The organism is Streptococcus sp. V913 (assembly GCF_054353455.1).
Genome location: NZ_JBTHHX010000002.1, coordinates 75,578 through 91,035 on the forward strand (window position 1 = coordinate 75,578; position 15,458 = coordinate 91,035).

Here is a 15,458-nt window from a genome sequence, read left to right on the forward strand (position 1 = left end):
ATGCGTTGTCCAAAATGTGGGGCTACCAAGTCTAGTGTTGTTGATAGTCGACAGGCCGAAGAAGGAAATACCATCCGTCGAAGACGTGAGTGCGACGAGTGTCAGCATCGTTTTACGACCTATGAACGAGTAGAAGAAAGAACGCTGGTTGTCGTCAAGAAAGATGGCACACGAGAGCAGTTTTCGAGAGATAAAATCTTTAATGGGATTATTCGCTCAGCCCAGAAACGCCCTGTTTCGAGTGATGAAATCAACATGGTGGTCAATCGCATCGAGCAAAAACTCCGTAGTCGCAGTGAGAATGAAATCCAAAGTGAATATATTGGAGCTTTAGTAATGGAGGAATTGGCGGAGCTTGATGAGATTACCTATGTTCGTTTTGCCAGCGTTTACCGTAGTTTTAAGGATGTGAGTGAGTTGGAGAGTCTGCTCCAGCAGATCACCCAGTCCTCAAAAAAGAAAAAGGAAAAGTAAATGAAGCCAAATGACCGTTTTTCTTTTCTAAAGAATAATCGGGTGTCGCAAGATACCTCTTCTCTGGTGCGGTGCTACCTCCCGATTATCGGTCAGGAGGCACTGAGCCTCTATCTATATGCCATTACCTTTTGGGATGGTGGTCAAAAGGAACACCTCTTTTCCCATATCCTCAATCACTTAAACTTTGGCATGCCGACCTTGCTCCAATCCCTTAAAGTCTTATCTGCTTTGGATTTGTTGACCCTTTATCAGAAGGGAGAAACCTATGAATTGCAGCTTCATTCTCCCCTACCTATTCAGGATTTTTTAAGTCATTCTGTCTATAGCAGACTGTTGGAGAGAAAGATTGGGGATACTGCGCTTGCTTCTATGAAGCAAGCTCCAAGTGAGGGAGAAGCACTCTCTGTTTCTTTGAGCCAAGTATTTCCAAACCTGACCGAAGAAGTGACTCCAACCGAGTCTAAAATCAAGATGAAAAATGATTTTGATTTAGAGCATTTTCAGCGCCTGATGGCTCGAGATGGCTTGCGTTTTGAAAATGAGCAGGCGGATGTTTTGGAACTGTTTGCCATCGCAGATGAAAAAAAATGGACCTGGTTTGAAACCTATCAATTAGCCAAGGCGACTACAGTGGCTCAGGTTATTTCAGTCAAACGCATGCGTGAAAAGATAGCACAAAAACCAGCGTCTTCTGACTTTAGTCCCAAAGAAATGACCATTATCAATGAAGCCAAAAATAAAACTCCCCTGGAATTTTTAGCAGAAATCAAGCAAACACGTAAGGGAAATATCATCCAAAGTGAAAGAGAACTCCTTCACCAGATGGCATCTTTAGGCTTGTTGGACGAAGTTATCAATATCGTCTTGCTTTTAACCTTTAACAAGGTTGATTCGGCCAATGTTAATGAAAAATATGCTATGAAAGTCGCCAACGACTATGCCTATCGTAAGATTCGGACAGCTGAGGAAGCCGTGCTTCGGATTCGAGAACACCAGCAAAAAGGGCAAGAAGAACAGAAAAACAAGGCCAGCTCAACTAAGACAAATGTTCCCAAGTGGAGCAATCCAGAATATAAAAATCAAACCAGTGAGGAAACTCGTCTGGAACTTGAACGCAAAAAACAAGAAATGTTAGCCCGATTAGAAGAAGGAGGAGACTAGATGGAAAGTGTGGGTGACGTTATTAAACGTCAGACGAGTCGTTTTCAGTATCAGGACCTAGTCCAGCAGATTATGAAAGACCCAGATGTAGCAACTTTTATCCAGAAAGAATCCCTCAGCCAAGAGGAGTTAAATCGTAGTATCTCCAAGTTCAACCAATATATTACAGAACGGGATAAGTTTCTTCGTGGGGATGCGGACTATATAGCGCGTGGCTACAAGCCTATCTTGGTTATGAATCACGGATATGCGGATGTATCTTATGAAGAAACACCAGAACTAATCGCGGCAGAAAAAGAGGCGGCTATTAAGAATCGTCTCAAGTTGATCAATCTACCAGCAAGTCTCAAGAAAGCGAAGTTGGCTCAGATTGACCTGGATGATCTAGGTCGTTTGCCGATTTTTGAGAGACTCTATGCCTTTGTTGACCTTTACCCAAGCATCCGAAAAGGCCTCTATCTTTATGGAGATTTTGGTGTCGGTAAGAGTTTCATGATGGCGGCTCTTGCTCATGACCTATCTGAAAAACGTGGTGCTTCAACAACCATTCTCCACTATCCAAGCTTTGTCATTGATGTGAAAAATGCCATCGGTGAAGGATCTGTGAAGACCTTGGTGGATGACATCAAGTTAGCAGAAGTCTTGGTCTTGGATGATATTGGTGCAGAACAGTCTACCCCTTGGGTGCGTGATGAGATTCTCCAAGTTATTCTCCAGTATCGTATGCAGGAAGATTTGCCGACCTTCTTTACTTCCAACTTTAATTTCCAAGATTTGGAAAAACATTTTGCCAAAGGAAAGAATGGAAATGATGAGACTTGGGAAGCTAGACGGGTCATGGAAAGGATTCGTTATTTGGCTGAGGAGACAAGACTAGAAGGAGAAAATCGCCGATGACAGAAACCATTAAACTGATGAAAGCTCATACTTCAGTTCGTCGCTTTAAGGAGCAAGAAATTCCTCAAGCGGACTTGGACGAGATTTTGACTGCTGGACAAATGGCGTCATCTTGGAAAAATTTCCAATCCTACTCTGTGATTCTTGTGCGTAGTCAAGAGAAGAAAGATGCCTTATATGAATTGGTTCCGCAGGAAGCCATTCGCCAGTCAGCTGCTTTCCTACTTTTTGTTGGTGACTTGAACCGAGCTGAAAAGGGAGTAAGTCTCCATACGGATACTTTCCAACCCCAAGGAGTGGAAGGTCTCCTCATCACCTCTGTGGATGCTGCGCTTGCTGGGCAAAATACCTTGCTTGCTGCTGAGAGTCTGGGATATGGTGGTGTGATTATCGGTTTGGTCCGTTACAAGTCGGAAGAAGTGGCAGAGCTTTTTAACTTGCCTGACTATACCTACCCCGTTTTTGGGATTGCACTCGGTGTGCCAAATCAACAACATGAGGTCAAACCAAGACTGCCTTTGAACCAAGTGGTATTTGAAGAAGAATACCAAGAACAGCCAGTTGAAGCGATTTTGGACTATGACCAAGTACAGGCAGACTATGCTGGTGCGCGTGCGACAACATCTTGGAGTCAGCGTTTGGCAGAGCAGTTTGGCCAAGCCGAACCTAGTTCAACTCGGAAGAATCTAGAACAGAAAAAGTTATTGTAGAAAGTGAGAAAACATGGCCTTACCAACTGTTGCCATTGTAGGACGTCCCAATGTTGGGAAATCAACCCTATTTAACCGAATCGCTGGTGAGCGAATCTCAATCGTAGAAGATGTCGAGGGTGTGACACGTGACCGTATCTATGCAACGGGTGAGTGGCTCAACCGTTCTTTCAGTATGATTGATACTGGAGGGATTGACGACGTCGATGCTCCTTTCATGGAGCAAATCAAACACCAGGCAGAAATTGCCATGGAGGAAGCAGATGTCATCGTTTTTGTGGTGTCTGGTAAAGAAGGGATTACAGATGCGGACGAGTACGTAGCTCGCAAACTCTATAAAACCCATAAGCCTGTGATCCTTGCTGTTAACAAGGTTGACAATCCCGAGATGCGAAATGATATTTATGATTTCTACGCTCTTGGTTTGGGCGAACCTCTACCAATCTCGTCTGTCCACGGTATCGGTACGGGTGATGTACTGGATGCCATCGTGGAAAATCTACCACATGAAGTCGAAGAAGAAAATCCAGATGTCATTAAATTCAGCTTAATTGGCCGTCCAAACGTTGGGAAATCAAGTTTGATCAACGCCATTTTGGGAGAAGACCGTGTGATTGCTAGTCCAGTAGCTGGAACAACGCGCGATGCCATTGATACCCATTTTACAGATGCTGATGGACAAGAGTTTACCATGATTGATACGGCTGGTATGCGTAAGTCTGGTAAAGTCTATGAAAATACGGAGAAATACTCTGTCATGCGTGCCATGCGTGCTATTGACCGTTCTGACGTGGTCTTGATGGTCCTCAATGCCGAAGAAGGTATTCGTGAGTACGACAAGCGTATCGCAGGTTTTGCTCATGAAGCCGGTAAAGGGATGATCATCGTGGTCAATAAGTGGGATACCCTTGAGAAAGACAACCACACCATGAAGAAATGGGAAGAGGATATCCGTGAGCAGTTCCAATATCTGCCTTATGCACCGATTGTCTTTGTATCCGCTCTTACCAAGCAACGTCTCCATAAACTGCCTGAGATGATCAAGCAAATCAGTGAAAGTCAAAACACCCGTATCTCATCAGCAGTCTTGAACGATGTGATTATGGATGCCATTGCTATCAATCCAACACCGACAGACAAAGGAAAACGCCTCAAGATTTTCTACGCAACCCAAGTGGCAACCAAGCCACCAACCTTTGTCATCTTTGTCAATGAAGAAGAACTCATGCACTTCTCTTACTTGCGTTTCTTAGAAAATCAAATCCGAAAGGCCTTTGTCTTTGAGGGAACACCGATTCACTTGATTGCAAGAAAACGCAAGTAACCCTTGCTTATTTTCCAATAAGAATAACTTAAAAGAAGACTTCATAGTCTTCTTTTTTTCTATCTAAAAAGGGAGAAAAGAACCTATCAAATTGGAGGAGAATCTGTCATCAAATTTCAATCATTTTCCTAGCTTTTGTAATCTATTTGTAATGAAAATGCACTTTTTTTGTAAAAATCAAAATGCTATAATTCCTTAAATCAATTTTCCTTTATCAGGGAGGTTATTATGAAAAAAGGCAGATTATTTAAACATAGTTTGTTGGTTCGCTTGCTTGGGTTGCTGATGGTCTTTCTCTTCTTGTCAGCATTCACAGCACCTGAAAAACCTGAGTACGGAATCTATGATCCCAATCACTATCTGACTGATGATACAATCAGACTGATCCAAGGCTTGAATAAGGTAAATAGTCAAAAAGCAGAAAAATTCCAGATGGGCGTTTACGTTGTGAAAAGCCTGGATGGAGAAACAATCGAAACTGTAGCCAACGAAACAGCTAGAGCTTGGAAGATTGGCTACTCGGGAGACAACAACGGCGCCTTGATTGTGGTCGCTGTTGAGGATAGAAAATCACGGATTGAAACAAGCAATAATGTGGCCAGTAAAATCACAGACTATCAGACCAATAGATTTTTGAAAACAGCACGACCTTACTTTCAAAAGGGAGACTACAGCAATGGAGTTCTTTCTATAGCAAACAATCTCAACTACATGTTTTATAGTGGATCGAGTACGACTTCTTCAAGTTCTAGAAGTAGTTACGACTATGCTACTAATTCTAGTCGTCTAAGAGAAATTGAAAAGTATACAGCTGAGAGTCAATCTTCAAAACGGAACCGAAAAAGCAGTTCGAGCGACGGAGTTATCGGATTTGGAATTCTCATTTACTTCATCGTTATGATTATCGGATTTATATCTGGAGGCCGTGGTGGCGGTTCACATGGAGATGATTCTGGCGGTGGCTGGTGGGGCGGTGACTCATCAGATTCAGGATCTTCTTGGTCTGACTCAGGCTCCGACTCATCTGGAGGCTGGGACGGCGGTGGCTTTGATGGCGGTGGTTCGTCTGATGACTGGTGAGTGATCATATATTGCTTCTCCATACAGTAAGGTGATTCCTTTGCAACAGTTCACTCCTTAATTAAAAATAAAAACAAAGTTTGGGAAATTGATTTAAAATCTGAGTATTTTCTCAGAAAAGTTGATAAAAGAAAGTGTTAAGGTTTTGATATGAAACAAAATAAAGTAATTCTCTCAATAGTGGCGATCTTTTTTGGACTACTAGTTCTGGGAAGTTGTTCCGCAGTGACGACCTATAATGGTCTGGTTGGTGAACAGACTAAAGTGGAGCAGGCTCAGGCCGATGTCTCGACAGCCCTCCAACGTCGTTCGGACTTGATTGGTAACTTGGTGGAGTCCGTTAAAGGACAAATGAATCATGAAACCGAAGTCTTTACCAAGATTGCTGATGCTAGAGCTAAAATCGGTAGTAGCTCAGTGACATCGGAAGAAAACCAAAAGGCTCAGGGAGAGTTGAGCTCAGCTCTTTCCCGCTTGATTTCCTTGACGGAGAATTATCCAGAACTCAAGAGCAATCAAAATGTTGAGCAACTAATGGTCGAACTTTCAGGCAGTGAAAATCGTATTTTTGTAGCACGCAAGGACTATAATAAGGTTGCAGCTGAGTACAATCAAAAGTTGAGAAGTTTTCCAACCGTGCTTTTTGCGAATATGATGAACTTCAAAGAAGCTGAAACCTTTAAAGAAACAGAAGAAGCCAAGACAGTTCCTAAGGTCGATTTTGGAACCTCTTCATCCAGTCAATAAAGTGAATCAGCCTATGAATAAAGGAATTTCTCTAGTATGACTAGTGATTTCAAACCGAACCTGGAAAGCTTTTTCTAGGTTTTTTTGGTATAATAAAAGGGAAGAGACAGTGACTCAAATGGAGGTTTGCTATGGAGAAAACAAAAGCCTTTCTTGAAGCGCACTACAAGAGATATATCCTTACGATTTGCCTTCTCTGGTTCCTCATGTTTTTCCTTCCTTGGGATTGGCAAATAGGAGGAATTTCAGTATATTATTTCGTTATGAAAAAACTCTTCGTGGTCTTTGGCGTTTTATCCATCCTATACTCCGTGCTGATTAAAAAAATCAGTCTTCTCATCTTTGGAATTATCTTTTGCTTGGCCTTCTGGATCAATCTCTTTTGGTATTTTGGGATACTGCCTGTATTCTTGGGAAATTAAACATTAAAAAATGAAGGACTAGACTAGTAGCTAGTCCTTTTTTCCCCTTTGTAAAACAAGGATTCTTTCTTGAAAAATAACAGTAAATATGCTAAAATGAAAAGAACATTCTAAAATATTCAGAATAAAAAGTAAGGAAAATCATGGCTAATATTTTAAAAACGATTATTGAAAATGATAAAGGAGAACTTCGCCGTCTAGAAAAGATGGCTGATAAGGTTCTTAATTATGAGAGCCAAATGGCTGCGATGTCAGACGAAGAGCTAAAAGCAAAAACTGACGAATTTAAAGAACGTTACAACAAGGGTGAATCACTTGATTCACTACTATATGAAGCTTTTGCGGTAGTTCGTGAAGCAGCAAAACGTGTCCTCGGGCTTTTCCCTTATAAGGTTCAGGTCATGGGTGGGATTGTTCTTCACCATGGTGACGTTCCAGAGATGCGTACCGGTGAAGGGAAGACCTTGACGGCGACCATGCCGGTGTACCTCAATGCCCTTGCAGGTAAAGGGGTTCACGTAGTTACAGTCAACGAATACCTAACAGAACGTGACGCGACTGAGATGGGTGAGTTGTACTCATGGCTCGGTCTATCAGTAGGGATCAACTTGGCAGCCAAATCTCCAATGGAGAAAAAAGAAGCGTACCTCTGTGATATCACCTACTCAACCAACTCAGAGATTGGTTTTGACTACCTTCGCGACAACATGGTCGTTCGTGCAGAAAACATGGTACAACGTCCGCTCAACTATGCCTTGGTCGATGAGGTTGACTCGATCTTGATCGACGAAGCCCGTACTCCTTTGATTGTTTCAGGTGCCAATGCAGTTGAAACGAGTCAGCTCTACCATATGGCGGATCACTTTGTGAAGTCTTTGGACAAGGATGACTATATTATTGACATTCAGTCTAAGACGATTGGTTTGTCTGATTCTGGGATTGACAAGGCTGAGAGCTATTTCAAACTGGAGAATCTCTATGATGTCGAAAACGTGGCTCTTACCCACTTTATCGACAATGCCCTCCGTGCCAACTATATCATGATTCTCGATATCGACTATGTGGTAAGTGAAGAGCAAGAAATCTTGATTGTCGACCAATTTACAGGTCGTACCATGGAAGGTCGTCGTTATTCTGACGGCTTGCACCAAGCGATTGAAGCTAAAGAAGGTGTTCCAATCCAAGACGAGACCAAGACTTCAGCTTCTATCACCTACCAAAACCTCTTTCGTATGTATAAGAAATTGGCAGGTATGACGGGTACTGGTAAGACAGAAGAAGAAGAATTCCGCGAAATATACAACATTCGTGTTATCCCAATCCCAACCAACCGTCCAATCCAACGTATCGACCACTCAGACCTTCTCTATGCCAGTCTTGATGCGAAGTTTAAGGCTGTAGTTGAAGATGTAAAAGCTCGTCACCAAAAAGGTCAGCCGGTCTTGGTAGGTACAGTTGCAGTTGAAACGAGTGACTTTCTTTCTAAAAAACTGGTAGAGGCAGGTGTTCCTCACGAAGTCTTGAATGCGAAGAACCACTACAGAGAAGCGCAAATCATCATGAACGCTGGTCAGCGTGGTGCAGTTACTATCGCAACCAACATGGCCGGTCGTGGTACCGACATCAAGCTTGGCGAAGGGGTTCGTGAACTTGGTGGACTTTGTGTCATTGGTACAGAACGCCATGAAAGTCGCCGTATTGATAATCAGCTTCGTGGACGTTCAGGGCGTCAAGGAGACCCAGGTGAGTCACAATTCTACTTGTCTCTTGAAGATGATTTGATGAAACGTTTCGGTTCAGAACGTTTGAAAGGTGTCTTTGAACGTCTCAACATGTCTGACGAAGCCATCGAATCTCGCATGTTAACGCGTCAAGTTGAAGCAGCTCAAAAACGTGTTGAAGGAAACAACTACGATACTCGTAAACAAGTCCTTCAATACGATGACGTTATGCGTGAACAACGTGAAATCATCTATGCACAACGTTATGATGTCATTACAGCAGATCGTGACTTGGCACCTGAAATCCATGCTATGATCCGTCGTACCATTGGCCGAATCGTAGATGCACATGCTCGTTCGAAAGAAGATGAAAAACTGGAAGCAATCCTGAACTTTGCTAAGTATAACTTGCTTCCAGAAGATTCAATCAGCCGTTCAGATCTTGCAGGTCTGTCAGATCAGGCCATCAAAGATGAACTTTTCCAACGTGCCTTGAAAGTTTATGATAGCCAAGTTGCCAAACTTCGTGATGAAGAAGCAGTGAAAGAGTTCCAGAAGGTCTTGATCCTACGTGTTGTAGACAACAAGTGGACAGACCATATCGATGCTCTTGACCAGTTGCGAAATGCTGTTGGTCTTCGTGGATATGCGCAAAACAATCCTGTCGTAGAATATCAAGCAGAAGGTTTCCGTATGTTTAACGACATGATTGGATCGATTGAATTCGATGTAACTCGCTTGATGATGAAAGCACAAATCCACGAACAGGAACGTCCTCAAACTGAACACAATATCAGTACAACTGCGACTCGTAATATCGCAGCGCAGCAGACTCAGCTTCCAAAAGATGTGGACTTGAGCCGAATTGGACGAAATGATCAATGCCCATGTGGCTCTGGTAAGAAATTCAAGAACTGTCATGGTAAGAGACAATAATATGAGATAAGATACAGGCGGATACCTGGTAAAAATCATTTTTTGCTTGGTGTCCGTTTGCTTTATAAGGAGATGAATCATGGTATTTACAGCTAAAAGTCCTAAAATTAACATTGAAGAAGTTCGCGCCTTGTCTAAATTAGAGGGAGCGGCTCTTGCGAGAAAAAACCAACGTGATCAGGAATTGGAAGCCATCATCCGTGGGGAAGACCAGCGTATTCTCTTGGTGATTGGACCATGTTCATCTGATAATGAAGAGGCGGTTCTCGAGTATGCCAAGCGTCTATCTGCTTTGCAAGAAGAGGTCAAAAATCGTATTTTTATGGTCATGCGTGTCTATACGGCTAAACCTCGTACCAATGGAGACGGCTATAAGGGCTTGATTCATCAACCAAATGCTAAAGAAGCACCTAGCTTGATCAATGGAATCAAGGCTGTTCGTCATTTACATTACCGCGTTATTTCTGAGACTGGCATGACAACAGCGGATGAGATGCTTTATCCTGAAAATCTTCCGCTGGTGGATGATTTGATTTCTTATATGGCTGTTGGAGCCCGTTCTGTAGAGGATCAACAGCACCGTTTTGTAGCGAGCGGAGCAGATTTCTCAACAGGATTTAAAAATCCCATATCTGGAAATCTCAATGTTATGTTTAACGGGATTTATGCAGCGCAAAATAAACAGAGTTTCCTCTTCCTCGGTAAAGAGGTGGAAACAACGGGGAATCCATTGTCCCACGCAATTCTTCGCGGTGCCTTGAATGAATACGGGAAAAATATTCCTAACTACTACTATGACAATTTGATGGATACCATTGCCCAGTATGAAAAGATGGGCTTAGAAAATCCCTTTATCATCATTGATACCAATCATGACAATTCAGGCAAGCGGTACATGGATCAAATCCGTATCGTTCGTCAGACCTTGATTAACCGTGACTGGAATGAGAAAATCAAGAAATACGTTCGTGGTTTTATGATTGAGTCCTATCTAGAAGATGGACGTCAAAATGAACCTGAAGTTTTTGGTAAGTCCATTACAGATCCGTGTCTAGGCTGGGACAACACAGAAGCACTTATTCGCGAAATTTACCAAACGCTAGGAGAGTAAGATGGCATTTATCGAAAAAGGTCAAGAAATTGATATTGAAGCAATCAAGGCTGAGACCCAGTTGTCACCTGAAGCCTTGCGAAAAAAAGAAGCCCGTGATAGAGAGTTGGCAGCCATCATTTCGGGTGAGGACGACCGAATCCTTTTGGTGATGGGGCCTTGCTCTTCGGACAATGAAGAAGCAGTACTCGAATATGCTCGCCGCTTAGCAGACTTGCAGAAAAAAGTTGCGGATAAAATCTTTATCGTGATGCGTGTTTATACAGCTAAACCTCGTACCAATGGAGATGGCTATAAGGGTTTGGTTCATCAGCCCGATACTTCGAAAGCTCCAAGCTTGATTAATGGCTTGCAAGCCGTTCGTCAACTGCACTACCGTGTGATTACGGAGACTGGATTGACAACAGCTGATGAGATGCTCTATCCGTCAAATCTCGTTTTGGTTGATGACCTGGTCAGCTACCATGCTGTTGGGGCTCGTTCAGTGGAAGACCAAGAACACCGCTTTGTAGCCTCTGGGATTGATGCTCCAGTTGGGATGAAAAATCCAACATCTGGGAACCTTGGGGTCATGTTTAATGCCATATATGCAGCTCAAAACAAGCAAACCTTCCTTTATCATGGCCAAGAAGTGCAAACTTCAGGAAATCCCTTGGCCCACGTTATCCTTCGTGGCGCCATGAACGAATATGGTAAAAATGAACCCAACTTCTACTATGAAACCCTCTTAAATGCCATCAATCGCTATGAGACTATGGGACTTGAAAATCCCTTCATTATCATCGATACCAATCATGACAATTCAGGCAAGCAGTATATGGAACAAATTCGCATTGTTCGTCAGGCCTTGCTGAATCGTGACTGGAATGAAAAGATTAAAAAGACGGTTCGAGGCTTTATGATCGAATCTTACCTAGCAGACGGTCGCCAAAATCAACCAGAGGTCTTTGGTTGCTCCATTACCGACCCTTGTCTAGGATGGGAAAATACAGTAGCCTTGGTAGAAGAAATTTATACTACCTTAACAAAATAAGTGAAAAGGATGGAGTTGGGGGAATCTCAGCTCCTTTTATGAGTATGATAGTTGGACACGGAATTGACATCGAAGAATTGGCTTCGATAGAAAGTGCAGTTACACGACGTGAGGGCTTTGCCAAGCGCGTGCTGACAACTAAGGAAATGGAGCGATTTACCAGTCTCAAAGGGCGCAGACAAATCGAATATTTGGCTGGTCGCTGGTCGGCTAAGGAAGCTTTTTCCAAGGCTATGGGGACAGGAATTGGCAAACTGACCTTTCAGGATTTGGAAGTCTTGAACAATGAACGAGGAGCTCCCTATTTTAGTCAGGCGCCATTTTCAGGAAAAATTTGGCTGTCAATCAGCCATACAGATCAGTTTGTGACAGCCAGTGTCATTTTGGAGGAAAATCATGAAAGCTAGTCCACATAGACCGACCAAGGCTCTGATTCGTTTGGGAGCTATTCGACAAAATATACAACAAATGGGAAGTCATATCCCTAATGATACGCTCAAATTTGCAGTAGTCAAGGCTAATGCTTATGGACATGGGGCGGTAGCTGTTGCAACGGCGATCCAGGATGTTGTTGATGGATTTTGCGTTTCCAATATCGATGAAGCTATCGAGTTGCGTCAAGCAGGTATAAACAAGAAAATCCTCATCTTAGGAGTTTCTGAGCTAGAAGCTGTTTCCCTAGCTAAAGAATACGACATTACCTTGACAGTGGCAGGGTTGGAGTGGATTCAAGCTCTCTTATCTAGGGAGAATGACCTAGCAGGCTTAACAGTTCACCTCAAGATTGACTCAGGAATGGGACGAATTGGTTTTAGAGATGTCAGTGAAGCTGAGCAGGCTCAAGACTTGCTCAAGCAACATGGTGCTCGTGTTGAGGGAATTTTTACCCACTTTGCTACTGCAGATGAGGAATCAGATACTTATTTTAATGCCCAGTTAGAACGCTTTAAAGCTATTTTGGCAAGTATGAAGGATGTTCCAGAGCTGGTTCATGCCAGCAACTCAGCAACGACCCTCTGGCATGCTGAAACTATTTTCAATGCGGTTCGTATGGGAGATTCCATGTATGGTCTCAATCCAAGTGGAGATGTCTTAGACTTGCCTTATGACTTGACTCCAGCCTTGACCTTGGAGTCGGCTCTGGTCCATGTCAAGACAGTGCCAGCTGGAGCTTGCATGGGCTATGGAGCCACCTATCAGGCGGATAGCGAGCAAGTCATCGCGACCGTGCCAATCGGTTATGCGGATGGTTGGACACGAGATATGCAAAATTTCACTGTCTTGGTAGATGGACAAGCTTGCCCAATCGTCGGACGGGTTTCTATGGACCAAATCACCATTCGCTTGCCTAAGATTTATCCGCTCGGAACAAAAGTAACACTGATCGGCACTAACGGGGACAGGGAAATCACAGCTACTCAGGTAGCGGCCTACCGTGGAACTATTAACTATGAGGTCGTTTGTCTCCTCAGCGATCGCATTCCTCGAGAATATTATTAAAAAAGAAAGGAGTGGAGCATGAATCTACATCAACCCTTGCATGTCTTGCCTGGCGTGGGACCAAAGTCAGCAGAGAAATACGCCAAACTAGGAATTGAAAACTTGCAAGACCTCTTGCTCTACTTTCCTTTCCGTTATGAAGATTTCAAAACCAAGCAGGTCCTAGATCTGGAAGATGGCGAAAAGGCGGTTCTGTCTGGTCAAGTCGTGACACCTGCTAGTGTACAGTATTATGGTTTCAAGCGCAATCGCCTACGTTTTAGCCTTAAGCAGGGAGAAGTCGTTTTTGCAGTGAATTTCTTTAACCAGCCCTATCTGGCTGATAAGATAGAGTTGGGAGCAACCCTTGCTGTTTTTGGGAAGTGGGACCGTGCCAAGGCCAGCCTGACAGGGATGAAGGTCCTGGCTCAGGTGGAAGATGACCTCCAGCCTGTCTATCGTCTGGCTCAAGGAATCAGTCAGGCCAGTCTAGTTAAGGTCATCAAAACGGCTTTTGATCAGGGGTTGGACCTCTTGATAGAGGAAAATCTTCCCCAGTTTTTACTTGATAAATACAAACTCATGTCCCGTTGCCAGGCAGTTCGTGCTATGCATTTTCCAAAGGATTTGGCAGAATACAAGCAGGCCCTTCGTCGTATCAAGTTTGAGGAACTCTTTTACTTCCAAATGCAGTTGCAGACGCTCAAGTCTGAAAATAGAGTTCAGGGAAGCGGTCTGGTTCTGAATTGGTCTCAGGAAAAAGTGACGGCTGTTAAGGAATGTTTACCTTTTGCCTTAACCCCAGATCAGGAAAAAAGTTTGCGGGAAATTTTGACCGACATGAAGTCGGACTACCACATGAATCGTCTCCTGCAAGGAGATGTGGGGAGCGGGAAAACGGTAGTCGCTGGCTTGGCCATGTTTGCTGCAGTGACGGCTGGCTACCAAGCGGCTCTCATGGTACCGACCGAAATCCTTGCTGAGCAACACTTTGAAAGTCTACAGAGTCTCTTTCCAGACTTGAAACTCGCTCTCTTGACAGGATCCTTGAAAGCTGCAGAAAAAAGAGAAGTCTTGGAGACCATAGCGAAGGGTGAGGCTGATTTGATTATCGGAACCCACGCTCTGATACAAGATGGGGTTGATTATGCTCGCCTTGGTTTGATTATCATCGATGAGCAGCACCGTTTTGGTGTGGGACAAAGGCGGATTTTACGGGAAAAAGGCGACAACCCAGACGTTCTCATGATGACGGCGACGCCCATTCCGCGAACATTGGCTATCACAGCCTTTGGCGATATGGATGTTTCCATTATCGACCAGATGCCTGCGGGTCGGAAACCCATTGTGACACGTTGGATCAAACATGAGCAACTGCCTCAGGTGCTGACTTGGTTAGAAGGAGAAATTCAAAAAGGTTCTCAAGCATACGTCATCTCTCCCTTGATTGAAGAATCAGAAGCTCTGGATCTGAAAAATGCTATTGCCTTATCAGAGGAATTGACGGCTCATTTTGCAGGAAAGGCAGAGGTTGCTCTGCTACATGGTAAGATGAAGAGTAACGAAAAAGATCAGATCATGCAGGATTTTAAAAAGAGAAAAACGGATATTCTGGTTTCGACAACGGTTATCGAGGTTGGGGTCAATGTTCCCAATGCGACTGTCATGATTATCATGGATGCCGATCGCTTCGGTCTCAGTCAGCTTCACCAGCTCAGAGGTCGTGTGGGTCGGGGGGACAAGCAGTCCTATTCGGTTCTCGTTGCCAATCCCAAGACGGACTCTGGGAAGGATCGCATGCGCATCATGACAGAAACGACTAATGGATTTGTCCTTGCGGAGGAGGATTTGAAAATGCGCGGATCGGGTGAGATTTTTGGAACCAGACAGTCAGGTCTGCCAGAGTTTCAAGTGGCGGATATTATCGAAGATTTTCCGATTTTGGAAGAAGCCAGGAAGGTTGCCAGCTACATTAGTTCGATAGAAGATTGGAAAGAGGATCCAGAATGGCGCATGATTGCTCTCCACCTAGAGAAGAGAGAACATCTGGATTAAGCCTTTTCTAAGAAATCTATAAGCTAGCTTTTAGGTTTGGGTCTTATACTAGAGTCATCAAAAAGAAACGAGGATTCTCATATGACTATTAAAGTAACCTACCAAAAGAAATTCCAAACCGTCAAACTAGAGAAAGGAGCTAGCACCTATTGATACACAAAGAGCGGAAACGCTCTTTTTCTTTTAAGAAGTGGTCACCTATAAATCAAACTTAGTCAAGTGATAAAAAGATATTAGTCACCCAGCCTATTTACTCATTGAGAGAAGCTTGATATAATGAGCAAAAATAGAGTATAGTGTAGAAT

The 15,458-nt window shown here is 43.6% G+C and carries 14 protein-coding genes; all 14 read left to right on the forward strand.

What is annotated here, in order from left to right; genetic code table 11:
- The 14 genes from nrdR (at position 1) to recG (ending at position 15,153) form a co-directional block, all read left to right on the forward strand.
- A complete protein-coding gene (gene nrdR / locus ACXYSL_RS04330; protein ID WP_001203677.1) occupies positions 1 to 474 on the forward strand; it encodes a transcriptional regulator NrdR in 474 nt (157 codons plus the stop codon).
- Positions 475 to 1,638, forward strand: coding sequence for a replication initiation and membrane attachment family protein (locus tag ACXYSL_RS04335; protein ID WP_458624058.1), 1,164 nt, complete (start codon positions 475 to 477; stop codon positions 1,636 to 1,638).
- Positions 1,639 to 2,535 (forward strand): primosomal protein DnaI, encoded by an 897-nt coding sequence (gene dnaI, locus ACXYSL_RS04340; protein ID WP_169446416.1) that lies wholly within the window; start codon positions 1,639 to 1,641, stop codon positions 2,533 to 2,535. It abuts the gene before it with no gap.
- The gene (locus ACXYSL_RS04345; protein WP_458624059.1) at positions 2,532 to 3,245 is read left to right on the forward strand and encodes an NADPH-dependent oxidoreductase; all 714 of its coding nucleotides are present in this window, start codon (positions 2,532 to 2,534) and stop codon (positions 3,243 to 3,245) included. Before dnaI ends, ACXYSL_RS04345 begins: the two co-directional genes overlap by 4 nt.
- Before the next feature lie 13 nt (positions 3,246 to 3,258).
- Positions 3,259 to 4,569: a ribosome biogenesis GTPase Der gene (gene der, locus ACXYSL_RS04350; protein WP_084938969.1), complete on the forward strand. Its 1,311-nt coding sequence runs from the start codon at positions 3,259 to 3,261 to the stop codon at positions 4,567 to 4,569.
- A 228-nt stretch (positions 4,570 to 4,797) separates the two neighbouring features.
- Positions 4,798 to 5,649, forward strand: a complete 852-nt coding sequence (locus ACXYSL_RS04355; protein ID WP_084938970.1) for a TPM domain-containing protein — start codon at positions 4,798 to 4,800, stop codon at positions 5,647 to 5,649.
- Between the two features lie 150 nt (positions 5,650 to 5,799).
- Positions 5,800 to 6,396 carry a LemA family protein gene (locus ACXYSL_RS04360; protein ID WP_000812473.1) on the forward strand — a complete coding sequence of 199 codons (597 nt, stop codon included), beginning with the start codon at positions 5,800 to 5,802 and terminating at the stop codon, positions 6,394 to 6,396.
- A gap of 131 nt (positions 6,397 to 6,527) precedes the next feature.
- Positions 6,528 to 6,818, forward strand: coding sequence for a hypothetical protein (locus ACXYSL_RS04365; RefSeq protein WP_061588659.1), 291 nt, complete (start codon positions 6,528 to 6,530; stop codon positions 6,816 to 6,818).
- 143 nt (positions 6,819 to 6,961) lie between these two features.
- Positions 6,962 to 9,475, forward strand: a complete 2,514-nt coding sequence (gene secA / locus ACXYSL_RS04370; RefSeq protein WP_458624060.1) for a preprotein translocase subunit SecA — start codon at positions 6,962 to 6,964, stop codon at positions 9,473 to 9,475.
- A 79-nt stretch (positions 9,476 to 9,554) separates the two neighbouring features.
- On the forward strand, positions 9,555 to 10,586 hold the full coding sequence (locus ACXYSL_RS04375; protein ID WP_458624061.1) for a 3-deoxy-7-phosphoheptulonate synthase: 1,032 nt from the start codon (positions 9,555 to 9,557) through the stop codon (positions 10,584 to 10,586).
- A gap of 1 nt (position 10,587) precedes the next feature.
- Positions 10,588 to 11,619 carry a 3-deoxy-7-phosphoheptulonate synthase gene (locus ACXYSL_RS04380; protein WP_458624062.1) on the forward strand — a complete coding sequence of 344 codons (1,032 nt, stop codon included), beginning with the start codon at positions 10,588 to 10,590 and terminating at the stop codon, positions 11,617 to 11,619.
- 44 nt (positions 11,620 to 11,663) lie between these two features.
- The gene (gene acpS, locus ACXYSL_RS04385; protein WP_084911410.1) at positions 11,664 to 12,026 is read left to right on the forward strand and encodes a holo-ACP synthase; all 363 of its coding nucleotides are present in this window, start codon (positions 11,664 to 11,666) and stop codon (positions 12,024 to 12,026) included.
- Positions 12,016 to 13,119, forward strand: coding sequence for an alanine racemase (alr, locus tag ACXYSL_RS04390; protein ID WP_458624063.1), 1,104 nt, complete (start codon positions 12,016 to 12,018; stop codon positions 13,117 to 13,119). Before acpS ends, alr begins: the two co-directional genes overlap by 11 nt.
- An 18-nt stretch (positions 13,120 to 13,137) precedes the next feature.
- Positions 13,138 to 15,153 carry an ATP-dependent DNA helicase RecG gene (gene recG, locus ACXYSL_RS04395; RefSeq protein WP_458624064.1) on the forward strand — a complete coding sequence of 672 codons (2,016 nt, stop codon included), beginning with the start codon at positions 13,138 to 13,140 and terminating at the stop codon, positions 15,151 to 15,153.
- The last annotated feature ends 305 nt before the right edge of the window (positions 15,154 to 15,458 follow it).